The sequence below is a fragment of the Enterobacter sp. UNJFSC 003 genome (assembly GCF_036903355.1).
Lineage (GTDB): Bacteria > Pseudomonadota > Gammaproteobacteria > Enterobacterales > Enterobacteriaceae > Enterobacter.
Map to the genome: position 1 here is coordinate 717,583 of NZ_JBAKHK010000001.1, position 23,001 is coordinate 740,583.

At 55.6% G+C, this 23,001-nt stretch carries 24 protein-coding genes; 16 read left to right on the top strand and 8 right to left on the bottom strand.

Translation table 11 applies throughout. The annotated features are described in order from the left end of the window. Nucleotides 1-7 precede the first annotated feature (7 nt). From cheY to V5P19_RS03350, 7 genes are all read left to right on the top strand, one after another. Complete coding sequence (cheY, locus tag V5P19_RS03320; RefSeq protein WP_182061520.1) at nucleotides 8-397, top strand: chemotaxis response regulator CheY; 390 nt, start codon at nucleotides 8-10, stop codon at nucleotides 395-397. Between the two features lie 10 nt (nucleotides 398-407). Beyond that, nucleotides 408-1,052, top strand: coding sequence for a protein phosphatase CheZ (gene cheZ, locus V5P19_RS03325; RefSeq protein WP_334400098.1), 645 nt, complete (start codon nucleotides 408-410; stop codon nucleotides 1,050-1,052). Nucleotides 1,053-1,202: 150 nt separating this feature from the next. Beyond that, nucleotides 1,203-2,351: a flagellar biosynthesis protein FlhB gene (gene flhB, locus V5P19_RS03330; protein WP_334400100.1), complete on the top strand. Its 1,149-nt coding sequence runs from the start codon at nucleotides 1,203-1,205 to the stop codon at nucleotides 2,349-2,351. Continuing rightward, complete coding sequence (gene flhA, locus V5P19_RS03335; protein ID WP_334400102.1) at nucleotides 2,344-4,422, top strand: flagellar biosynthesis protein FlhA; 2,079 nt, start codon at nucleotides 2,344-2,346, stop codon at nucleotides 4,420-4,422. The genes flhB and flhA overlap by 8 nt, the downstream gene beginning before the upstream one ends. Continuing rightward, entirely contained in the window at nucleotides 4,419-4,814 is a 396-nt protein-coding gene (locus V5P19_RS03340) for a flagellar protein FlhE (RefSeq protein WP_334401133.1), read from the top strand. Before flhA ends, V5P19_RS03340 begins: the two co-directional genes overlap by 4 nt. A 260-nt stretch (nucleotides 4,815-5,074) precedes the next feature. Further along, nucleotides 5,075-6,658, top strand: a complete 1,584-nt coding sequence (locus V5P19_RS03345; RefSeq protein WP_334400104.1) for an MFS transporter — start codon at nucleotides 5,075-5,077, stop codon at nucleotides 6,656-6,658. Between the two features lie 4 nt (nucleotides 6,659-6,662). Continuing rightward, a complete protein-coding gene (locus V5P19_RS03350; RefSeq protein ID WP_334401134.1) occupies nucleotides 6,663-7,802 on the top strand; it encodes a glycoside hydrolase family 105 protein in 1,140 nt (379 codons plus the stop codon). Between the two features lie 34 nt (nucleotides 7,803-7,836). Here V5P19_RS03350 and argS read toward each other — a convergent pair whose 3' ends face one another. Then, nucleotides 7,837-9,570, bottom strand: coding sequence for an arginine--tRNA ligase (gene argS / locus V5P19_RS03355; RefSeq protein WP_334400106.1), 1,734 nt, complete (start codon nucleotides 9,568-9,570; stop codon nucleotides 7,837-7,839). Between the two features lie 239 nt (nucleotides 9,571-9,809). Here argS and V5P19_RS03360 point away from each other — a divergent pair, with 239 nt between their 5' ends. Next, nucleotides 9,810-10,370, top strand: a complete 561-nt coding sequence (locus tag V5P19_RS03360) for a VOC family protein (RefSeq protein WP_334400108.1) — start codon at nucleotides 9,810-9,812, stop codon at nucleotides 10,368-10,370. 76 nt (nucleotides 10,371-10,446) lie between these two features. Further along, nucleotides 10,447-11,190: a copper homeostasis protein CutC gene (gene cutC, locus V5P19_RS03365; protein WP_334400110.1), complete on the top strand. Its 744-nt coding sequence runs from the start codon at nucleotides 10,447-10,449 to the stop codon at nucleotides 11,188-11,190. A gap of 108 nt (nucleotides 11,191-11,298) precedes the next feature. Here the strand turns inward: cutC and cmoB are convergent, their stop codons facing one another. The 5 genes from cmoB to V5P19_RS03390 are packed head-to-tail and all read right to left on the bottom strand — an operon-like array spanning nucleotide 11,299 to nucleotide 14,880. After that, a complete protein-coding gene (cmoB, locus tag V5P19_RS03370) occupies nucleotides 11,299-12,270 on the bottom strand; it encodes a tRNA 5-methoxyuridine(34)/uridine 5-oxyacetic acid(34) synthase CmoB (RefSeq protein ID WP_334400112.1) in 972 nt (323 codons plus the stop codon). Continuing rightward, nucleotides 12,267-13,010, bottom strand: a complete 744-nt coding sequence (gene cmoA, locus V5P19_RS03375) for a carboxy-S-adenosyl-L-methionine synthase CmoA (protein ID WP_334400114.1) — start codon at nucleotides 13,008-13,010, stop codon at nucleotides 12,267-12,269. Before cmoA ends, cmoB begins: the two co-directional genes overlap by 4 nt. A gap of 40 nt (nucleotides 13,011-13,050) precedes the next feature. Beyond that, nucleotides 13,051-13,446, bottom strand: coding sequence for an MAPEG family protein (locus tag V5P19_RS03380; RefSeq protein ID WP_334400116.1), 396 nt, complete (start codon nucleotides 13,444-13,446; stop codon nucleotides 13,051-13,053). Between the two features lie 52 nt (nucleotides 13,447-13,498). Continuing rightward, nucleotides 13,499-14,317: a DUF72 domain-containing protein gene (locus tag V5P19_RS03385; RefSeq protein WP_334400118.1), complete on the bottom strand. Its 819-nt coding sequence runs from the start codon at nucleotides 14,315-14,317 to the stop codon at nucleotides 13,499-13,501. Beyond that, nucleotides 14,314-14,880, bottom strand: a complete 567-nt coding sequence (locus V5P19_RS03390) for a hydrolase (RefSeq protein ID WP_334400120.1) — start codon at nucleotides 14,878-14,880, stop codon at nucleotides 14,314-14,316. The genes V5P19_RS03385 and V5P19_RS03390 overlap by 4 nt, the downstream gene beginning before the upstream one ends. Before the next feature lie 264 nt (nucleotides 14,881-15,144). Here V5P19_RS03390 and aspS point away from each other — a divergent pair, with 264 nt between their 5' ends. The 6 genes from aspS to ruvB all read left to right on the top strand — a co-directional run bounded on the left by aspS (nucleotide 15,145) and on the right by ruvB (nucleotide 20,397). Continuing rightward, entirely contained in the window at nucleotides 15,145-16,917 is a 1,773-nt protein-coding gene (aspS, locus tag V5P19_RS03395; protein WP_334400122.1) for an aspartate--tRNA ligase, read from the top strand. Nucleotide 16,918: 1 nt separating this feature from the next. Further along, complete coding sequence (nudB, locus tag V5P19_RS03400) at nucleotides 16,919-17,362, top strand: dihydroneopterin triphosphate diphosphatase (protein WP_334400124.1); 444 nt, start codon at nucleotides 16,919-16,921, stop codon at nucleotides 17,360-17,362. Between the two features lie 27 nt (nucleotides 17,363-17,389). Further along, nucleotides 17,390-18,130, top strand: coding sequence for a YebC/PmpR family DNA-binding transcriptional regulator (locus V5P19_RS03405; RefSeq protein ID WP_064326513.1), 741 nt, complete (start codon nucleotides 17,390-17,392; stop codon nucleotides 18,128-18,130). A gap of 34 nt (nucleotides 18,131-18,164) precedes the next feature. Continuing rightward, nucleotides 18,165-18,686: a crossover junction endodeoxyribonuclease RuvC gene (gene ruvC, locus V5P19_RS03410; RefSeq protein ID WP_334400130.1), complete on the top strand. Its 522-nt coding sequence runs from the start codon at nucleotides 18,165-18,167 to the stop codon at nucleotides 18,684-18,686. An 80-nt stretch (nucleotides 18,687-18,766) separates the two neighbouring features. Beyond that, complete coding sequence (gene ruvA, locus V5P19_RS03415; RefSeq protein WP_334400132.1) at nucleotides 18,767-19,378, top strand: Holliday junction branch migration protein RuvA; 612 nt, start codon at nucleotides 18,767-18,769, stop codon at nucleotides 19,376-19,378. Nucleotides 19,379-19,386: 8 nt separating this feature from the next. Next, nucleotides 19,387-20,397 (top strand): Holliday junction branch migration DNA helicase RuvB, encoded by a 1,011-nt coding sequence (gene ruvB / locus V5P19_RS03420; RefSeq protein ID WP_334400134.1) that lies wholly within the window; start codon nucleotides 19,387-19,389, stop codon nucleotides 20,395-20,397. A 38-nt stretch (nucleotides 20,398-20,435) separates the two neighbouring features. Here the strand turns inward: ruvB and znuB are convergent, their stop codons facing one another. Further along, nucleotides 20,436-21,221 carry a zinc ABC transporter permease subunit ZnuB gene (znuB, locus tag V5P19_RS03425; protein ID WP_334400136.1) on the bottom strand — a complete coding sequence of 262 codons (786 nt, stop codon included), beginning with the start codon at nucleotides 21,219-21,221 and terminating at the stop codon, nucleotides 20,436-20,438. Continuing rightward, nucleotides 21,218-21,973, bottom strand: a complete 756-nt coding sequence (znuC, locus tag V5P19_RS03430) for a zinc ABC transporter ATP-binding protein ZnuC (protein WP_334400138.1) — start codon at nucleotides 21,971-21,973, stop codon at nucleotides 21,218-21,220. Before znuC ends, znuB begins: the two co-directional genes overlap by 4 nt. A gap of 77 nt (nucleotides 21,974-22,050) precedes the next feature. Between znuC and znuA the strand changes: the two genes are divergently transcribed. After that, nucleotides 22,051-22,995 carry a zinc ABC transporter substrate-binding protein ZnuA gene (gene znuA / locus V5P19_RS03435; protein ID WP_334400140.1) on the top strand — a complete coding sequence of 315 codons (945 nt, stop codon included), beginning with the start codon at nucleotides 22,051-22,053 and terminating at the stop codon, nucleotides 22,993-22,995. Nucleotides 22,996-23,001 lie beyond the last annotated feature (6 nt).

Genomic DNA, 23,001 nt, shown 5'->3' on the forward strand with positions numbered 1-23,001 from the left:
GTGTTTTATGGCGGACAAAGAGCTCAGATTTTTGGTTGTGGATGACTTTTCCACCATGCGTCGCATCGTGCGTAACCTGCTGAAAGAGCTGGGCTTCAACAATGTTGAAGAAGCAGAAGACGGCGTAGATGCGCTGAACAAACTGCAGGCAGGCAGCTTCGGTTTTGTTATCTCTGACTGGAACATGCCTAACATGGATGGTCTGGAATTGCTGAAAACCATCCGTGCAGATGCCGGTATGGCCTCTCTGCCGGTGCTTATGGTCACCGCAGAAGCGAAGAAAGAGAATATTATTGCGGCAGCACAGGCGGGCGCGAGCGGTTATGTCGTTAAGCCATTCACTGCTGCGACCCTGGAAGAGAAGCTCGGCAAGATCTTCGAGAAACTCGGCATGTGAGGTGATGGAAATGTTGCAACCTGCTATGAAACCCGTTGAAGAACATTCACCTAGCGACATTATCGCCCGCATTGGTAGCCTGACGCGCATGCTGCGTGACAGCCTGCGTGAGCTGGGGTTGGATCAGGCGATTGCCGAAGCGGCTGAAGCCATTCCCGATGCGCGCGATCGTCTGGACTATGTTGTGCAGATGACCGCTCAGGCGGCAGAACGTGCGCTGAACAGCGTTGAGGCCTCGCAGCCGCATCAGGATGCGATGGAAAAAGGCGCGAAAGCGCTGACCCAGCGCTGGGATGAATGGTTTGAAAACCCAATCGAACTGGCAAATGCCCGTGAGCTGGTGACGGATACCCGTCAGTTCCTGGGCGATGTCCCGGGTCACACCAGCTTCACCAACGCGCAGCTGCTGGACATCATGATGGCGCAGGATTTCCAGGACCTGACGGGTCAGGTTATCAAGCGCATGATGGATGTGATTCAGGAGATCGAACGTCAGCTGCTGATGGTGCTTTTGGAGAACATCCCGGAACCGGCGTCTCGTCCTAAACGCGAGAACGAAAGCCTGCTCAATGGCCCCCAGCTCGACTCGACCAAAGCGGGCGTGGTGGCAAGCCAGGATCAGGTGGACGACCTGTTGGACAGCCTCGGCTTCTGATGATGAGTATCCCCTCAGGCGGGTAACGCAACCTGAGGGGATAACGACAAGAATCACCGAAAAGAGCCCGATTAAACGGGCTTTTCCCGCCATTGGATTTTCTCTTCGCTGGCATGATACCCGTGACGTAATGGGCTGCGAGCAGGCACTGTGGCAGAAGAGAACGACGACAAAACGGAAGCCCCCACACCCCACCGACTTGAAAAAGCGCGTGAGGATGGGCAGATCCCCCGATCCCGAGAACTGACATCCCTGCTGATCCTTATCGTGGGCGTGTGCATTATCTGGTGGGGCGGGGAGTCGCTCGCCCGCAAGCTGGCGGGAATGCTCTCTGCTGGATTGCGTTTTGACCACGGTATGGTCAACGATCCTAACCTCATTCTGGGTCAGATCATTATTTTGATTAAAGGCGCGATGATTGCCTTGCTGCCGCTTATTACCGGCGTGGTGCTGGTGGCGTTGGTGTCGCCGGTGATGTTGGGCGGCCTGGTCTTCAGCGGAAAATCCCTGCAACCGAAATTTTCGAAACTGAACCCGCTGCCGGGTATCGCAAAGCTGTTTTCCGCCCAGACCGGTGCCGAGCTGGTTAAAGCCATTCTCAAATCCACGCTGATGGGAAGCGCCGCAGGCTTTTACCTGTTCTATAACTGGCCAGAGATGATGCGCCTCATCAGCGAATCGCCGCTCAGCGCCATGAAAAATGCGATGAATCTTGTCGGGCTGTGCTCGCTGCTGGTGGTGCTCAGCATTATCCCGATGGTGGGTTTTGACGTCATCTTCCAGCTTTACAGCCATTTCAAGAAGCTGCGCATGTCGCGTCAGGACATCCGCGATGAATACAAGCAGATGGAAGGCGATCCGCACGTGAAGGGGCGTATCCGCCAGATGCAGCGTGCGGCTGCCCGTCGACGCATGATGGAAGATGTCCCGAAAGCCGATGTGATTGTGACAAACCCAACCCACTACTCCGTTGCGCTGCAATATGACGAAAACAAAATGAGCGCGCCAAAAGTGGTGGCAAAAGGGGCGGGGCTGATTGCGCTGCGTATTCGTGAAATCGCGACTGAAAATCGCGTTCCCATACTTGAAGCACCGCCTCTGGCGCGTGCGCTGTACCGCCACGCTGAAATTGGACAACAGATCCCCGGACAACTCTATGCCGCCGTGGCAGAAGTGTTGGCCTGGGTATGGCAGCTGAAGCGCTGGCGTTTAGCAGGCGGTCAACGACCTGTGAAACCTGAAAACCTTCCGGTGCCTGAGGCGCTGGATTTTTTGAACGAGAAGGACACTGATGGCTAATCTGGTGGCAATGTTGCGCCTGCCCGGCAACCTGAAATCGACCCAATGGCAGATCCTTGCTGGACCGATTCTGATCCTGCTAATTCTGTCGATGATGGTGCTGCCGTTGCCGGCATTTATCCTCGACCTGCTTTTCACTTTTAATATCGCGTTATCCATCATGGTGCTGCTGGTGGCCATGTTCACCCAGCGAACGCTTGAGTTCGCGGCGTTCCCAACCATCCTGCTGTTTACCACCTTGCTGCGCCTGGCGTTAAACGTGGCCTCCACGCGTATCATCCTGATGGAAGGCCATACCGGCGGAGCAGCGGCGGGTAAAGTGGTTGAGGCCTTCGGCCACTTCCTGGTGGGCGGCAATTTTGCAATCGGTATCGTGGTGTTCGTTATCCTCGTTATCATCAACTTTATGGTTATCACGAAAGGTGCCGGGCGTATTGCGGAAGTGGGTGCACGCTTTGTGCTGGACGGGATGCCGGGCAAGCAGATGGCGATCGATGCCGACTTGAACGCCGGGCTTATCGCAGAAGATGAAGCCAAAAAACGCCGTGCGGAAGTGACGCAGGAGGCGGACTTCTACGGATCAATGGACGGTGCGAGTAAGTTTGTGCGCGGCGATGCCATCGCCGGTATCCTGATCATGGTGATTAACGTGGTCGGCGGCCTGCTGGTGGGCGTGCTGCAGCACGGTATGGACATGGGGCACGCGGCGGAGAGCTATACGCTGTTGACCATCGGTGACGGTCTGGTCGCTCAAATCCCGGCGCTGGTCATCTCCACCGCAGCGGGCGTTATCGTGACGCGCGTGAGCACCGACCAGGACGTCGGCGAGCAGATGGTGGGGCAGCTCTTCAGTAATCCTCGCGTGATGCTGCTGGCTGCCGCGGTGCTGGGGCTGCTGGGCCTGGTCCCGGGTATGCCAAACCTCGTGTTCCTGCTGTTTACCGCCGGTTTGCTGGGCCTTGCCTGGTGGATGCGCGGGCGTGAAATGCAACCGACCGCCGAGCCTGCACCGGTTAAAATGCCGGAGAACACGCAGGCCGTGGAGGCGACGTGGAATGACGTGCAGCTGGAAGATTCGCTGGGTATGGAGGTGGGCTACCGCCTGATCCCAATGGTGGATTTCCAGCAGGACGGCGAGTTGCTTGGCCGTATCCGCAGTATTCGTAAAAAATTCGCCCAGGATATGGGCTTCCTGCCACCGGTGGTACACATCCGTGACAATATGGATCTCCCGCCTGCGCGTTACCGCATTCTGATGAAGGGTGTGGAAATTGGCAGCGGCGATGCTTATCCGGGCCGCTGGCTGGCGATTAACCCGGGCACGGCCGCAGGGACGTTGCCGGGGGAACAAACCGTCGATCCGGCCTTTGGTCTGGCGGCAATATGGATTGAGAGTGCGCTGAAAGAGCAGGCGCAAATTCAGGGCTATACGGTGGTAGAGGCCAGTACCGTCGTTGCGACCCACCTTAACCACCTGATTGGTCAATTCTCCGCCGAGCTGTTTGGCCGCCAGGAGGCGCAGCAGCTGCTCGATCGCGTCACGCAGGAGATGCCGAAGCTCACCGAGGATCTGGTCCCGGGCGTGGTGACGCTGACCACGCTGCACAAGGTATTGCAAAACCTGCTCGACGAAAAAGTGCCGATCCGCGATATGCGCACTATTCTGGAAACGCTGGCCGAGCATGCGCCAATCCAGAGCGATCCGCATGAACTGACGGCGGTAGTCCGCGTGGCGTTAGGGCGGGCAATTACCCAGCAATGGTTCCCGGGAACGGGCGAAGTGCAGGTGATTGGTCTCGATACGCCGCTTGAACGTTTACTGCTGCAGGCGCTGCAGGGCGGTGGGGGGCTAGAGCCTGGCCTCGCTGACCGCTTACTGGCGCAAACGCAGGAGGCGCTGGCGCGACAGGAGATGCTGGGGGCGCCGCCGGTGCTGCTGGTTAACCATGCGCTACGACCGCTGCTGTCGCGTTTCCTGCGCCGCAGCCTGAACCAGCTGGTGGTTCTGTCCAATCTCGAACTGTCCGATAATCGTCATATTCGCATGACCGCGACCATCGGAGGCAAATAATGCGCAGCTGGCTCTGGCTCCTACTTTTCCCTCTGATGGCGCAGGCAGCCGGTGAGGGATCCTGGCAGTCCAGCAGTATGGGCGTGACGCTCAGCCATCGCGGGGTGGCGATGTCCTCCCGCCCGCTATCGCCGCCGGAACCGGCTTCCGGCCTGATGACCCTGGTGGTCTGGAACTATGCGCTAATAGGGCCAACGCCTGCGGGGCTGCGGGTGAGGCTGTGTTCCCAGACCCGCTGTACGGAAATCGACGGTGAAAGCGGCACCACTCAGGCCTTCAACGGGGTAGCCGCCGTTGAGCCTTTGCGCTTTATCTGGGAAGTGCCGGGGGGAGGGCGTCTGATCCCGGCGTTGAAAGTGCAGAGTAATTCCGTGATCGTTAACTATCGCTAATACCCCGTCCCGCACCAGCCATCACACAATTATGACGGCTGGATCGCAAAAATGGCCTCGCCTTTTGATGCAATAGAAACGCTGTTTTATAAATCAGTGACACGCGTAATGACACTCTTTGCATTTTTGCCATTGGCCACCATGTGATGGCAGAAACAGAAAGGTATCAGCAGTTCGATAATTTTACTGTAGCCGTGTAAAAACTCCCGGATGAGGTTTGCTTACAGGGAGTCTCCTAAAACTGATTAGGGCTGACGGCAATGAAAACACGTAAAATCGGACTCGCAAACTATCTTGCTTATGGTTCAGGCGATTTCCTCGGTGCGGGAACCACCGCCCTGACGGCGGCCTGGCTTTTATATTTTTATACGACCTTCTGTGGACTTTCCCCTATTGAAGCAACCTTTATCTTTGCGGCAGCAAGGGTACTGGATGCCGTTGTCAGCCCGCTGATGGGCTTTATGACCGACAACTTTGGTACCACCTGGCTCGGCAAGCGTTTTGGTCGCCGTAAGTTCTTCATCCTCCTCGGGATACCCTGCGTGTTTAGCTATTCCCTGATGTGGGTAGGGGACATGAGCTTCTGGTACTACCTACTGACCTACCTGGTATTTGATGTTGTCTACACCATGATCCTGGTGCCGTATGAAACGCTGGTGCCGGAAATGACCGATGACTTCAAGCAGAAAACCAAGTTCTCTGGCGCGCGTATTTCGATGGCGCAGATGTCGGCCATTCTCGCCTCGTTCCTGCCGGGAGTCCTGCTGACGCACTTCGGTAAAGACAACGCGATCTCCTTCTTCTACGCAAGCCTGGTCTTCTCGGTACTGTGCGCGCTTATGCTGACGTTCGTCTGGTTCTTTACCTGGGAACGCCCGCGTGAGGAGTGGAGCGAAGCCGCGCTGCGAGCTGAGGAAGAGAAGAAAAAACTGACGCTGGGGCAAAGCCTTAACCGCCTGTTTGTGGAGTTGAGCTCCACGCTGCGCATCAAGATCTTCCGTCAGCATCTGGGCATGTACCTGGGCGGATACATTGCGCAGGACGTGTTCAACGCGGTGTTCACCTATTACGTGGTGTTCGTGCTGATGCAGGAAGCCTCCATGGCCTCAAACTTGCTGGGCACCATGGCCATCTTCCAGTTCCTGGCGGTTATCGCCATGATCCCGCTTTGCATCCGCTTTGGGCCTGCGCCGTCCTATCGCATGGTGGTGGTGCTGTTTGGCCTGGCGTCCATTTCTTACGCCGTCCTCTATTACGCGGGCCTGAGTGATATATACGCCCTGCTGCTGTTGGTCTCTGCGGTTGCCGGCCTGGGGCGTGGCGGTATCAACTATGTGCCGTGGAATACCTATACCTATATTGCAGATGTGGATGAAGTGGTGACCGGCCAGCGTCGGGAAGGGATCTTCGCCGGCATCATGACCCTGACCCGCAAAGCGTCTCAGGCCGGGGCGGTTATGCTGGTCGGGATTGTGATGCAGATGTCGGGCTTCGTGAGCGGTCAAAAAATCCAGCCTGCAGAGGTGAGCCATACCATTCTGATGATCCTGAGTGTTGGCACCATCGCGGTTCTGTTCTGCGGCTTCCTGGTTTCCCTGCGTTTCAAACTCAATTTGCAGACCCACAGCACGCTGCGTGAAGAAACGGCAAAAATGCGTGAGTCTGGCCGCGCCATCCCCGAAAGCGCAACGCCGCAAGCCCGCGCCACCGTAGAGATGCTGGCCGGTATGCCGTACGAATCGCTGTGGGGTAACAACAACATTGGCTACCTGAATCGCAATAAACCCGCGGCTTCTTCGCTGAAGGATCGCGCGGTACTGAATTCGACATACAACAGAGGTTAAGATGATGAAAGTTTGGCCTGTCAAACATAGCCCGTTACTGCGTCAGCCAGAGCGTTTTATCGCCAGAGATGAGCTGAAGTCGCTGATTCAAAAGGTGACGCACAGCCTGGTCAATATCCACGACAAAACAGGCGAATTTTTGCTGCGACTGGACGATGGGCGCGTGATCGATACCAAAGGCTGGGACGGCTGGGAGTGGACGCACGGCGTCGGCCTTTACGGCATCTGGCAGTATTATTGCCAGACCGGTGATGAAGGCATGCGTGACGTGATTGACGGCTGGTTTGCCGACCGCTTTGCCGAAGGCGCGACCACCAAAAACGTCAATACCATGTCGCCATTCCTGACGCTGGCGTACCGTTACGAAGAGACAAAAAATCCCGCCTGGCTGCCGTGGCTGGAGAGCTGGGCGGAATGGGCAATGAATGAAATGCCGCGTACCGAGCACGGCGGTATGCAGCACATTACTCTGGCGGAGGAGAACCCTCAGCAGATGTGGGATGACACGCTGATGATGACGGTGCTGCCGCTGGCAAAAATCGGCAAGCTGCTGAACAAGCCGGAATACGTTGAAGAGGCGGTGTATCAGTTCCTGCTGCACGTGCAGAACCTGATGGACCGGGAGACCGGACTGTGGTTCCACGGCTGGAGCTACGACGGGAACCACAACTTCGCCAGCGCGCGCTGGGCGCGTGGCAACAGCTGGCTGACTATTGTGATCCCGGACTTCCTGGAGCTGGTGGACCTGCCGGAAAACAACGCCGTTCGTCGTTATCTGGTGCAGGTGCTGAATGCGCAAATTGCGGCTCTGGCGACGTGCCAGGATGACAGCGGCCTGTGGCATACGCTGCTCGACGATCCGGATTCTTACCTTGAAGCATCGGCAACCGCAGGCTTTGCCTATGGGATCCTGAAAGCGGTGCGCAAGCGCTATGTCGGCGCGGAGTATGCTGAGATCGCCGATAAAGCGATTCGCGGCATTGTGAACAATATCTCGCCGGAAGGGGAGCTGCTGCAAACCTCGTTCGGAACGGGGATGGGGAGTAACCTGGCGTTTTATCGCCAGATCCCGCTGACGTCGATGCCCTACGGCCAGGCGATGGCGATCCTGTGTTTGACGGAATATTTGCGCAAGTACTTCTGATAATAAAAAACCCGGCAATCGCCGGGTTTCTTTTTTACATACGTTCGATGGTTTCGATACCCAGGGTATCCAGGCCCAGCTTCAGGGTCTTCGCCGTCAGCTGCGCCAGCTTCAGGCGGCTGTTACGCACCGATTCGCTTTCGGCAGACAGGATAGGGCAGTGCTCGTAGAAGCCGGAGAACAGGCCGGCCAGGTCGTACAGGTAAGCACACATTACGTGTGGGGTACCGTCACGCGCAACAACCGTCAGGGTCTCTTCGAACTGCAGCAGACGCGCTGCCAGCTGCGCTTCGCGATCTTCAGTGAGTGTCACGGTCGCATTCGCCAGCACGCTTTCGTCCATGTTGGCTTTGCGGAACACGGAGAGCACGCGGGTGTAGGCATACTGCATATACGGCGCCGTGTTACCTTCGAAGGCCAGCATGTTATCCCAGTCAAAGATGTAGTCGGTGGTACGGTTCTTGGAGAGGTCCGCGTATTTCACCGCACCGATACCCACGGCATTAGCCAGTTTTTCCAGCTCGTCGGCGGGCATATCCGGGTTCTTCTCTGCCACCAGGCGACGGGCGCGTTCCAGCGCTTCATCCAGCAGATCGGACAGCTTCACGGTACCGCCTGCACGGGTTTTGAACGGCTTACCGTCTTTACCCAGCATCATGCCGAACATGTGGTGTTCCAGGGGAACAGAATCCGGTACATAGCCCGCTTTGCGCACGATGGTCCATGCCTGCATCAGGTGCTGGTGCTGGCGCGAGTCGATGTAATACAGCACGCGGTCGGCGTGCAGAGTTTCATAACGGTATTTCGCGCAGGCGATATCGGTTGTGGTGTAGAGGTAGCCGCCATCCTTTTTCTGGATGATCACGCCCATTGGTTCACCTTCCTTGTTTTTATACTCATCAAGGAATACAACCGTTGCGCCTTCGCTCTCAACCGCCAGACCTTTGGCTTTCAGATCAGCCACAATGCCAGGCAGCATTGGGTTATACAGGCTTTCACCCATTACGTCGTCGCGGGTCAGGGTCACGTTCAGGCGATTATAGGTGAGCTGGTTCTGGGACATGGTGATATCCACCAGCTTGCGCCACATCTCCAGGAAGTACTTATCGCCACCCTGCAGTTTTACCACGTAGCTCCGCGCGCGTTCGGCAAACGCTTCATCTTCGTCGTAGTGTTTTTTGGCTTCGCGGTAGAAGCCTTCCAGGTCCGCCAGCGCCATTTCGCCCGCATTTTCCTGCTGCTGTTTTTCCAGGTAAGCAATCAGCATACCGAACTGGGTACCCCAGTCGCCCACATGGTTCGCACGGATCACCTTGTGGCCGAGGAATTCCAGGGTGCGTACAGATGCATCACCGATGATGGTGGAGCGCAGGTGGCCTACGTGCATCTCTTTCGCGACGTTTGGCGCAGAGTAGTCGATGACCACGGTCTGCGCTTCTGGCTGGGTCACGCCCAGACGGTCAGATTTCAGCGCGGCGTCAACGTGGCTTGCCAGGAACGCAGGCTCAAGAAAAATGTTGATAAAGCCCGGGCCAGCGATTTCGGTTTTGCTGGCGATGCCGGTGAGATCCAGATGCGTCAGTACCTGCTCAGCGAGCTGTCGCGGCGGCATGCCCAGTTTTTTAGCCACTGCCATCACGCCATTAGCCTGATAGTCGCCAAACTGTACTTTTGCTGACTGACGAACCTGCGGTTCGCAATCCGCAGCTGCCCCTGCGGCAATCAGTGCCTGACTGACTTTTTCTGAGAGAAGAGCCTGAATATTCACCTGGATACCTTACGTTTTTGATGCGGGTTAACAGCAACCCGCGCCAGTTAAAGAATTTAGGGCGGGAGTATACTGCAAATGCCTTCTGGCGTCAGCATTGCTGCGGGTGAAGATGGTTCAGAATCCAGGCTAAGAAGGTGTGCATAATCATGCAGTGATAAAAACCCTGATTCTGCGTTTGGTAGAACGTGACCAACAGAGTAAATTAGCGGCTTTGCGACACGTTAAGAGACTGACTTATGGCGAACTGGCAATCCATTGAAGAACTGCATGATATTTCCGCAGATTTACCGCGCTTCACCCAGGCGTTCACAGAACTTGCCACCCGTCTTGGTCTGGATATCGCGCCGCTTGAGGCCGATCACATTTCGTTGCGCTGCCATCAGAATGCAACAGCCGAACGCTGGCGTCGCGGATTTGAACAGTGTGGAGAACTGCTTTCTGAGAACATCATTAACGGTCGCCCTATCTGCCTGTTCAAGCTGCATGAGCCGGTCTGCGTGGCGCACTGGTCGTTCAGCGTGGTCGAATTGCCCTGGCCCGGTGAAAAACGCTACCCACATGAAGGCTGGGAACATATCGAAATTGTGCTGCCGGGCGAGCCAGAAACCTTGAACGCGCGCGCGCTGGCGCTGTTATCCGACGACGGCTTAAGCAAACCGGGGATTTTTGTGAAGACGAGTTCACCCAAAGGTGAGCGCGAGCGATTGCCTAATCCGACGCTGGCGGTGACCGACGGGCTGGTGACGGTGAAGTTTCATCCATGGACAATTGAACATATTGTTGCCAGCGAGGCGTAAGCGTTGTGACGACGCGCTGACACCGTTTACGGGCGGCGTGTGATAATGGTCTATTCAATGGATTAAGGAGGATGATATGGCGCTGCTGGAGATTTGTTGTTACAGCGTGGAGTGTGCCGTAACTGCGCAACAGCAGGGGGCTGACCGCATTGAACTGTGCGCGGCTCCGAAGGAGGGAGGGCTGACGCCTTCTTATGGCGTGCTGAAAACCGCCCGCCAGGCTGTCGCTATTCCGGTGCACCCGATTATCCGCCCTCGCGGCGGTGATTTTTGTTACACGCCTGGCGAGTTCGGTGCCATGCTTGAAGATATCGCGATCGTGCGTGACTTAGGCTTCCCGGGGCTGGTTATCGGTTTGCTCGATGAGGACGGCAATGTCGATTTGCCGCGCATGCGTCAGGTTATGCAGGCAGCGAAGGGGATGGCCGTAACTTTTCATCGCGCGTTTGATATGTGCAACGATCCTCATCAAACCTTTGATACGCTTGATAAACTTGGCGTCGCGCGTATTTTGACATCGGGCCAGCAATCGTCGGCTAAAAAAGGTCTGCAATTAATTACGGAACTAAACGCACATTCCGGTGTTCTAAAAGTCATGGCAGGCGCAGGAGTCCGCGCCAGTAATCTGGAACTGTTTTTAAACGCAGGGGTGGAAGAGCTTCATAGCTCTGCAGGCAAATGGATGCCGTCGCCCATGCGCTATCGCAATACAGGGTTGTCAATGTCGACGGATGCCGAGGCGGATGAGTATTCACGCTACGGTGTCGATGGAGAGTCGGTTGCGGTAATGAAATCGATTATTGAAGGTCATCACGTGTAGCAACGTACCGATTTTTACCGCGCATCATGTCGCCCAATATGATGCTTGCTTGTACCAGGCCCCTGCAATTTCAACAGGGGCCTTTTTTTATTCGGTGCAGGGCAAACGCTACGGCTTGGTCGCTATCAATACTGCCCGCATCGGCGCCGGATAGCCTTCGACGGTTTTGCTGTTATCGGCAGGGTCGAGGAACTGCTCAAGTGATTCGGTGATCATCCAGTCGGTGCGGCGTTGCTCCTCTGTCGAGGTGACGCAGACATCTGCAATACGTACATCCACGAACCCGCACTTCTCAAGCCAGTTTTTCAGCGCCAGCGCTGACGGGATGAAGAACACGTTGCGCATTTGTGCATAACGGTCGCCCGGAACCAGAACGGTATTCTCGTCGCCTTCAACCACCAGCGTTTCCAGAACCAGCTCGCCGCCGCTAACCAGCTGATCTTTTAACTGCCACAGATGCTCCAGCGGAGAACGGCGGTGGTACAGCACGCCCATGGAGAAGACGGTATCAAAGGCTTTCAGGGCGGGCAGTTGTTCAATTCCCAACGGCAGCAGGTGCGCACGCTGGTCATTGCCAAGCAGTTTACGCACGGCTTCAAACTGACACAGGAACAGCTGCATAGGATCGATACCGACTGCCAGATGTGCCCCTGCGCCAATCATGCGCCACATGTGGTAGCCGCTGCCGCAGCCCACGTCCAGTATCGTGCGCCCGGTCAGGTCGGAAAGATGTGGCAGAACCCGATCCCATTTCCAGTCTGAGCGCCATTCCGTATTGATATTGACGCCGTACAGCGAGAACGGGCCTTTGCGCCACGGCATCAGGTTGCGCATCAGCGTTTCTATGCGGTTTGTTTGTCCGGCAGAAAGCGGCTCTTCACTTTCTGCCGTCACGCTGTGCAGCAGATCAAGACGGTGAGGCGTGAGTTCAGGTAAAAACTCCACCGCGTTTGACCACTGCTTTAACAGACCATGCTGCTGATCGCGCTGCCAGGTGGCGATTTGTGCAGGTAGTGTTTCCAGCCAGTGTGAAAGATGATTTTTCGCAATTAGCTGATAAAAGTTACTGAATTCAATCATGCCGTCTCTCCGCCTTTTAGCGCGATCAGGGAGCCAAAGTTGAAGCACTGGAACCACAGTTCGCTGTGCTCGAACCCTGCTTTGCGCAGGCGTGCTTTATGTGCTTCAACGGAGTCTGTCAGCATGACGTTTTCGAGCATGCTGCGCTTCTGGCTGATCTCAAGCTCGCTGTACCCGTTCGCACGTTTGAAATCGTGGTGCATATTGAACAGGAGTTCGCCAACGTCGGCATCTTCAAAGCTGAATTTCTCCGATAACACCAGCGCGCCGCCAGGGTTCAGGCCTTTATAAATTTTATCCAGCAACAGCTGACGGTCTTCGGGTACCAGGAACTGCAGGGTAAAATTCAGAACAACCATTGAGGCGTTAGTTATGTCGATGTCGCGAATGTCGCCCTCAATAACCTCAACCGGCGTGGGCGCTTTATACGCATCAATGTGACGACGGCAGCGCTCCACCATGGCCGGGGAATTATCGACGGCAACAATCTTGCAGCCTTCGTGGTGCACGTTACGACGTACGGACAGCGTTGCCGCGCCAAGTGAACAGCCCAGGTCATATACCTGCGTGCCGGGTTGAACGAAGCGCTCAGCCAGCATGCCGATCATAGAGATAATATTGGAATAACCGGGAACAGAGCGCTGGATCATATCCGGGAAGACTTCGGCAACCCGTTCATCAAAGGTCCAGTCGCCCAGGCTGGCGATAGGCGCGGAAAAAAGCGTGTCGCGATCTGACATAACGTAAAAATCCGGGAAAAATAAAGGGGCGTATTGTGCGCTAATGGAAGGAGAAAACCAACTCCCACGGCATATACCACAGGTTAGCCAGCACCATCAGCAAAAGCGAACACCATGTCGCGCTCATGCCGGAACGACGCCAGCGTAATATACGATGGTGAAAGCCGTAATAGTGCATTACCCGGCCAGCAATCAGAAGCAGGCCGCAGAGGTGGACCATCCAGGTTTCTGCGCCATCCATCTCCATAAACAGCAGCAAAAGGAGGGCAATAGGGATGTACTCGACCGCATTACCGTGGACGCGTATAGCGCTTTGCAGTTCAGAAAAACCACCGTCACCGTAGGAGACACGGTACTGCAGCCTCAGACGCACAACGTCAAATGAAAACTTAATCAGCAGTAATGCACCTAACACCGCATACAGCGCGCTGACCATACAAACTCCCTGTTTTTTGGCAGATGGCACATCTCTATGATAGGGGGTGATATCAGAAAAGAGAAGATTGTTGTGGGATAGAGGGGGCGTGGCCTACCGACGGCACCGCAGCCTGCAAGGCCTGCCAAAGAGCATCGACCAGTTCAGGCGCCTGGGCGATATCCGGGGTGTGTAAAAAGAGATAAGGGGTGGTGGTTGGTTCCCATTTCGGTAACGTTCGTAGCCAGACGGCGAACATGTCCTGATTTTGCTGCATATTATCGCTGCCGATGAATCTGACTATCGGGTTTTTCGCAGTCACGATGGCATGAACGGGCAGTTTGGGCTTTTTACGCTGCGCATCAATGATGGCCTCGCTGTGTGGAATGGCGCTGTGCACGGGGCGGCTGTCGAGGATAACACGGTTCACGCCCCGTTCATGCAGGCCGCGATTGAGCACGGTTTCAGCCTCACCCTTTGCAAAGAACTCGGGATGTCTGACTTCTACGCCGTAGGTAAAGTCTCGGGGCAGGGCGTCAAGAAACAGCCAGAGCGCGGGCAAGTCTCGCGGGCTAAAGGTGGCTGGAAGCTGCAGCCAGTACTGGCCAATACGGTTAGCCAGCGGCGACATCCGGTCAAAGAATTCTTCGGTTAAATCACCGCAGTGGCGCAACGCGGCGTTATGGGAAATGGTTGCCGGAAATTTAAAGCAGAAGCGAAAGTCATCGGTAGTTTGTTCACGCCAGCGCGCCACAATCTCTGCCCGGGGAAGGGCGTAAAGCGTCGTGTTACCCTCGACGCAGTTAAAGTGTCGGGCATACTCTTCAAGGCTGGTGATGCCAAGACGCACCCATTTCGGGTGCGACCATTGGGGCAAGCCCACATACATCATAAGGCGCTCAGGATTTCATCCGTGCTGCGCACGCGGCCGATACGCGGGAAGATGTTCGTCATGCTGCCCTGGTGCTGATCCGCAGAGGCGGCACTGCACGCATCTTCAGCAATAACCAGGTTAAAGCCCAGCTCCCACGCATTACGTGCGGTGGATTCCACGCCGATATTGGTGGAGATCCCGCACAGGATAATCGTGTCGATTTCGCGACGACGCAGCTGCAGCTCGAGGTCGGTACCGTAGAAGGCGCCCCACTGGCGTTTGGTCACTTCAATATCGCTATCGCGTTTGCCCAGCGATACCGGATAGGTCCACCAGTTCTCGGGCAGAACATGTGCCGCGACCTGAGCATCAACAGGCTGTTTTAACGCTTCGGCGAAATCTGCAGACCAGCCGACGCGCACCATGACGACAGGCGCGCCACCGGCACGGCATTTTTCTGCAAGACGGGCAGCGCGACCGACAACGTCGTCGGCGGTATGCGGGCCGCCAGCAAAGGGGAGGATCCCCTCCTGTAAATCAATCACCACAAGTGCGGTTTTGGCGGTATCGAGTGTAAACATAGTGACTCCAGTCAAATAAACGGCATGAACAACACCTTACGATGATCCAGCCTGTTATCGGGCGGATAATTTTGTTAATTTTTGTGAGAATACGCAATAAGAGTGCAGCAAACGACCGTCAGACCGTGCTTCTCTCTTATCCTCCGGCGGAATTTCCAGTATAATAGCCGCCTTTTTTCATCCAGTTGTGACATACAGAAAGCTGCGACAGAGTAGCCTGTATACCAGGCAACATTTAGCCTGCGGCTAATTAAGGGATATCTCATGCGTACAGAATATTGCGGGCAGCTGCGTCAGTCCCACGTCGGGCAGCAGGTCACCCTGTGTGGTTGGGTCAACCGTCGTCGTGATCTTGGTAGCCTTATCTTCATTGATATGCGTGACCGCGAAGGTATTGTTCAGGTGTTCTTCGATCCTGACCGCGCAGATGCGTTGAAGCTGGCCTCTGAGCTGCGTAATGAGTTCTGCATTCAGGTCACCGGCACCGTGCGTGCGCGTGACGAGAAAAACGTAAACGCCGATATGGCGACCGGTGCAATCGAAGTGCTGGCGTCCGATCTGACGATCATCAACCGTGCTGAAGCGCTGCCGCTGGACTCCAACCACGTCAATACCGAAGAAGCGCGTCTGAAATACCGCTACCTGGACCTGCGTCGTCCAGAAATGGCGCAGCGCCTGAAAACCCGTGCGAAAATCACCAGCCTGGTGCGTCGCTTTATGGATGATCACGGTTTCCTCGATATTGAAACCCCGATGCTGACCAAAGCCACGCCGGAAGGCGCGCGCGATTATCTGGTTCCTTCTCGCGTTCATAAGGGCAAATTCTACGCGCTGCCTCAGTCTCCTCAGCTGTTTAAACAGCTGCTGATGATGTCGGGCTTCGATCGCTACTATCAGATCGTAAAATGTTTCCGCGACGAAGACCTGCGTGCTGACCGCCAGCCAGAATTTACCCAGATCGACGTAGAAACCTCTTTCATGACCGCCGAACAGGTGCGCGAAGTCATGGAAGCGCTGGTGCGTAGCCTGTGGAACGACGTGAAAGGCGTTGAACTGGGCGATTTCCCTATCATGACCTTCGCTGAAGCCGAGCGTCGCTACGGTTCCGACAAACCGGATCTGCGTAACCCGATGGAGCTGGTGGACGTTGCAGACCTGGTGAAATCCGTTGAGTTTGCGGTCTTTGCCGGCCCGGCAAACGATGCTAAAGGCCGCGTAGCTGCGCTGCGTGTACCCGGCGGCGCGGCGCTGAGCCGTAAGCAGATTGACGATTACGGCAACTTTATTAAGATCTACGGCGCGAAAGGCCTGGCCTATATTAAAGTGACCGAGCGTGCGAAAGGCCTGGAAGGTATCACCAGCCCGGTCGCCAAATTCCTGAATGCAGACATCGTTGATGCGCTCCTTGAGCGCACTGGTGCCCAGGACGGCGACATGATCTTCTTCGGCGCGGACAACAAGAAAGTGGTTGCTGATGCAATGGGCGCACTGCGTCTGAAGCTGGGCAAAGACCTGAGCCTCACCGACGAAAACAAATGGGCACCGCTCTGGGTTATCGACTTCCCAATGTTTGAAGATGACGGTGAAGGCGGCCTGACGGCTATGCACCACCCGTTCACCTCACCAAAAGACATGAGCGCGGCAGAGCTGAAGGCGGCACCGGAAGACGCTGTGGCCAACGCCTACGATATGGTGATCAACGGCTACGAAGTGGGCGGTGGTTCTGTGCGTATTCACAGCGGTGAAATGCAGCAGACCGTGTTCGGCATTCTCGGTATTAACGAGCAAGAGCAGCGCGAGAAGTTTGGCTTCCTGCTTGACGCCCTGAAATACGGTACGCCGCCACATGCGGGTCTGGCATTCGGTCTTGATCGTTTGACCATGCTGCTGACCGGCACCGACAACATTCGTGATGTTATCGCCTTCCCGAAAACCACTGCCGCAGCGTGTCTGATGACCGAAGCGCCAAGCTTTGCTAACCCGGCCTCTCTGGCTGAGTTGGGCATTGAAGTAGTGAAAAAGGAAGAGAAAAACTGATATGGCATATAAGCGTCCCGTTTCTGTTCTGGTTGTCATTTTTGCAGAAGACACGAAGCGGGTGCTGATGTTGCAGCGGCGCGACGACCCTGAATTCTGGCAGTCGGTTACCGGCAGTCTGGAAGAGGGGGAAACCGCGCCGCAGGCCGCCGCGCGTGAAGTAAAGGAAGAGGTCGCCATTGACGTTGCTTGTGAGCAACTGACCCTGAAGGACTGTCAGCGCACGGTGGAGTTTGAAATTTTTAGCCATTTACGTCATCGCTATGCGCCGGGTATTGAGCGCAATACGGAATCCTGGTTCTGTCTCGCGCTGCCCCATGAACGGGAGATCGTGTTCACGGAACACCTGACCTACCGCTGGGTGGATGCGACGGATGCTGCCGCACTGACCAAGTCGTGGAGCAACCGGCAGGCGATTGAAGAATTTGTAATTAACGCTGCCTGAGAAGGCGCGCTCTTTGAGGATATTTTTATGGCAGGTCATAGTAAGTGGGCCAACACTAAACACCGCAAAGCGGCACAGGATGCCAAGCGCGGTAAAATCTTTACTAAAATCATTCGTGAGCTGGTCACAGCAGCACGTCTGGGCGGCGGCGATGCGGGCTCCAACCCACGTCTGCGTGCGGCGATTGATAAAGCGCTGTCTAACAACATGACGCGTGACACTCTGAACCGTGCCATCGCACGTGGCGTGGGCGGTGATGACGACGCGAACATGGAAACCATCATTTATGAAGGTTACGGCCCTGGCGGTACTGCGGTAATGGTTGAATGTCTGTCTGACAACCGTAACCGTACCGTGGCAGAAGTGCGCCATGCGTTCACCAAAACCGGTGGTAACCTGGGCACTGACGGCTCCGTGGCTTACCTGTTCAGCAAAAAAGGCGTCATCTCCTTCGAAAAAGGCGACGAGGATGCCATCATGGAAGCGGCGCTTGAAGCAGGTGCAGAAGATGTTGTGACCTTTGATGACGGTGCCATCGACGTTTACACTGCATGGGAAGAGATGGGCGCCGTCCGTGACGCGCTGGAAGCGGCTGGCCTGAAAGCGGACAACGCTGAAGTGTCAATGATCCCGTCTACCAAAGCCGATATGGATGCTGAAACGGCGCCGAAACTGCTGCGTCTGATCGACATGCTCGAAGACTGCGATGACGTGCAGGAAGTTTATCACAACGGTGAAATCTCTGATGAGGTTGCAGCGACTCTCTGATGAGAGCGTATAAACCGTTTACGGGAGACGCGTGATGTCGATTATCCTTGGGATTGACCCTGGCTCACGCGTTACCGGTTATGGCGTTATCCGCCAGGTTGGACGCCAGCTAACCTATCTGGGCAGTGGCTGTATTCGCACCAAAGTTGAGGATCTCCCGTCGCGCCTGAAGCTCATTTATGCTGGCGTGTCGGAGATCATCACCCAGTTTCAGCCTGACTACTTCGCCATCGAGCAGGTCTTTATGGCGAAAAACGCCGATTCGGCATTAAAGCTTGGGCAGGCGCGCGGTGTGGCGATTGTTGCCGCAGTAAACCAGGACCTTCCCGTGTTCGAGTATGCGGCAAGACAGGTCAAGCAGACGGTGGTTGGTATTGGAAGTGCGGAAAAAAGCCAGGTGCAGCATATGGTGCGTACCTTGCTGAAGCTCCCCGCGAACCCGCAGGCCGATGCCGCCGATGCGCTGGCCATTGCGATAACCCACTGTCATGTCAGCCAGAACGCGATGCAAATGAGCGAGTCGCGGCTCAATCTGGCGCGAGGCAGGTTACGATAATAACAAATCAGGCTGGATGTTTATCCAGCCTTTTTTTATTATGTCGGCAATCAAAAATTTTCAGAACGCAGGAGCGTCACGTGATAGGCAGACTCAGAGGCATCATCATTGAAAAACAACCCCCGTTAGTGGTGCTGGAAGTGGGGGGCGTGGGCTATGAAGTCCATATGCCGATGACCTGCTTCTATGAATTGCCAGACGCGGGCAAAGAGGCGATTGTCTTTACCCAGTTTGTGGTGCGTGAAGACGCCCAGCTGCTGTACGGCTTCAATAATAAACAGGAACGCACGCTGTTCCGCGAGCTGATTAAAACGAACGGCGTTGGACCAAAGCTGGCGCTGGCCATTTTGTCCGGCATGTCCGCCCCGCAGTTCGTCAACGCTGTTGAACGCGAAGATCCCGCTGCGCTGATTAAGCTGCCGGGTATTGGTAAGAAAACGGCAGAACGTTTGATTGTCGAAATGAAAGACCGCTTCAAAGGTCTGCATGGCGATCTGTTTACCCCTGCCACCGATCTGGTGCTGACCTCTCCGGGCGCGCCGGCATCGGATGATGCTGAGCAAGAAGCGGTTGCTGCGCTGGTGGCGCTGGGCTATAAACCTCTGGAAGCCAGCCGTATGGTGAGCAAAATTGCCAAACCGGATGCCAGCAGTGAAACCCTGATTCGTGAAGCGCTGCGCGCTGCATTGTGAGGTAAAGGATGATTGAAGCAGACCGCCTGGTATCGGCAGGCACCCTTCAGGCTGAGGACGTGGTGGATCGCGCGATTCGCCCTAAACTGCTTGATGAGTACATCGGCCAGCCGCAGGTGCGTTCCCAGATGGAGATCTTTATCCAGGCGGCAAAACTGCGTGGCGACGCCCTCGATCACCTGCTGATTTTTGGCCCGCCAGGCTTGGGTAAAACCACGCTGGCAAACATCGTTGCCAATGAAATGGGCGTTAACCTGCGTACGACCTCGGGGCCTGTTCTTGAAAAAGCGGGGGACCTTGCGGCGATGCTGACTAACCTTGAGCCCCATGACGTGCTGTTTATTGATGAGATCCACCGCCTGTCACCGGTGGTGGAAGAGGTGCTCTATCCGGCGATGGAAGACTATCAGCTGGATATCATGATTGGCGAAGGCCCGGCAGCACGCTCCATCAAAATAGACCTGCCGCCGTTTACCCTGATCGGTGCCACAACGCGCGCTGGCTCGTTGACCTCGCCGCTGCGAGACCGCTTTGGTATCGTGCAGCGTCTGGAGTTCTATCAGGTGGCGGATCTTCAGCATATCGTTGGGCGCAGTGCGCGCTACATGGGGCTGGAGCTGAGCGATGAAGGGGCATTTGAAGTCGCGAAGCGTTCTCGTGGCACACCGCGTATCGCTAACCGTCTACTGCGTCGCGTCCGCGACTTTGCAGAAGTGAAGCACGATGGCACAATTTCGCTAGATATTGCCTCACAGGCGCTGGATATGCTTAACGTCGATGCTGAAGGCTTTGACTACATGGACCGTAAGCTTCTGCTGGCGGTGTTGGACAAGTTCTTTGGCGGCCCGGTCGGGCTGGATAACCTGGCGGCGGCGATTGGTGAGGAGCGGGAAACGATTGAAGATGTGCTTGAACCCTATCTGATCCAGCAGGGCTTCTTGCAACGTACGCCGCGTGGGCGCATGGCCACGGTGCGAGCGTGGAATCATTTCGGGATTACCCCGCCAGCAATGCCGTAGCGTTCACTTCCCTCTCCCGTAGGAGAGGGAAGTGTCTGTCAACCTGCCGGCTTCTTCATCATGCTGAAGATAAACAGCAGCGCCGCACTGAGCACCACAGACGGACCCGCAGGCGTGTCATAGAACGCCGAGAAGGTTAACCCGCCCGTTACCGCAATCATCCCTATCATCACCGCAATACCCGCCATCTGCTCCGGCGTGCGTGAAAAACGGCGCGCCGTGGCCGCTGGAATGATCAGCAGTGAGGTGATAATTAACGCCCCGACGAATTTCATTGCGACACCGATAGTTAACGCGGTCACCAGCATCAGCAGCAGCTTCACGCGCTGCAGCTTCACGCCATCGACAAATGCCAGGTCCGGGCTGACGGTCATCGCCAGCAGGTTCCTCCATTGCCACAGCAAAATACCGAGCACCACCACCACGCCAATGGCAATGGAGATCAGATCTTCAGGCGTCACGGCCAGCAGATCGCCAAAGAGGTAAGCCATGAGATCGACACGGATGTTGGACATCAAGCTCACCACGACCAGACCCAGCGACAGCGCGCTGTGGGCCATAATACCGAGCAAGGTATCAATCGCGAGGTGAGGACGTTTTTCCAGCCAGACCAGACCGGCAGCCAGCAGCAGCGTAACCACAATGACCGCATAGAAGGGATTTATGTTCAGCAGCAGGCCAAAGGCCACGCCGAGCAGTGACGCATGCGCAAGGGTATCGCCGAAATAGGACATTCTGCGCCACACCACAAACGACCCCAGCGGGCCCGCGGCGCAGGCGAGCATAATCCCGGCCAGCCAGCCGGGCAGTAACAATTCAATCATGAGTGTCCATTACCCCGGCGAAGGACAATTCGTCCCTGTAAATCATGGCGGTGATTGTGATTATGGCGATAGATGCCCAACTGTTCGGCTCCCCGATGGCCGAACATCGAAATAAACTCCGGATGCATCGACACCACTTCAGGCGTACCGGAACAGCAGATGTGATGGTTCAGACACAGCACTTCGTCTGTTTTCGCCATGACTAAATGCAGATCGTGCGACACCATCAGCACGGCGCAGTCAAGCTCACGGCGAAGCTGGTCGATTAAATCGTAAAGCGCCACCTGGCCGTTCACGTCCACGCCTTGCGTCGGCTCATCAAGCACCAGCAGCTGCGGGCTACTCAGCAGCGCACGGGCGAGTAACACGCGTTGCGTTTCCCCTCCCGACAATTTTTGCAGAGGGGCATCGACGAGATGGCCTGCCTGAACGCGCTTCAACGCCGGGAGAATATCGGCTTTATGCGTCCCAGGACGAAGACGCAAAAAGCGGCTCACCGTCAGCGGCAGGGTGGCGTCAAGATGTAATTTCTGCGGCACATAGCCAATACGCAGTTTTTCTTCGCGTTTGATAACACCGCGATCGGGTGCTATCAGTCCAAGCACCACGCGTACAAGGGTGGATTTACCCGCACCGTTAGGGCCGAGTAACGTCAGAATTTTGCCGGGTTTAAGATCCAGCGACACGTCAGAAAGGACGCGGCGCTGGCCAAAAGAAACCGAAATATTTTCGAGAGAAACTAAGTTCGTCATGTCAATTTAAGCTTGCAGATGTCAACGAATGTTATAATATCACATTTCTCACATTCATTACGATGATTAGTCGCATTATGTTACATAAAAATACGCTTCTTTTCGCAGCATTATCCGCTGCGCTTTGGGGGACAGCAGCACAAGATGTTAACGCCGCTGTTGTCGCTTCGCTTAAACCGCTGGGATTCATCGCCTCTGCCATCGCAGATGGGGTAACGGAAACCCAGGTTCTGCTGCCAGATGGGGCTTCTGAGCATGATTATTCGCTGCGCCCATCGGATGTAAAACGCTTACAAAACGCGGACTTAGTTGTCTGGATTGGTCCGGAAATGGAAGCCTTCATGCAGAAGTCGGCTAAACAGATCCCCGCAGAAAAAAAAGTCACGATTGCCGAATTGTCAGGGGTAAAACCGTTGCTCATGAAAGGCTCTGACGACGACGGTGACGAACACGGTCACGAGCACGCTGAAGATGGAAAAGGTGACGAGCATCACCATCACGGCGAATACAACATGCATCTGTGGCTATCCCCAGAGATAGCGCGGCTGTCGGCGGTTGCAATCCATGACAAATTAGTGGAACTTATGCCGCAGAGTCGAGTCCAACTCGACGCTAACCTGAAAGCGTTTGAGGCTCAATTAGCCGCAACGGATAAGCAGGTTGGCAACGAGCTCGCACCGCTTAAAGGAAAAGGGTATTTCGTTTTTCATGACGCCTACGGCTATTACGAAAAACACTACGGCTTGACCCCGCTGGGGCATTTTACCGTCAACCCTGAAATTCAGCCTGGTGCGCAGCGTTTACATGAAATCAGAACACAGTTGGTTGAGCAAAAAGCGACATGCGTTTTTGCTGAGCCACAGTTCAGGCCAGCGGTCGTAGAAGCCGTGGCCAGGGGAACATCCGTGCGCATGGGAACCCTTGACCCGCTAGGTACGAACATCCAGTTGAGCAAAGCGAGCTATTCGCAGTTCCTCAGCCAACTGGCGAGTCAGTATGCGAGCTGCCTGAAAGGAGATTAACGAGGA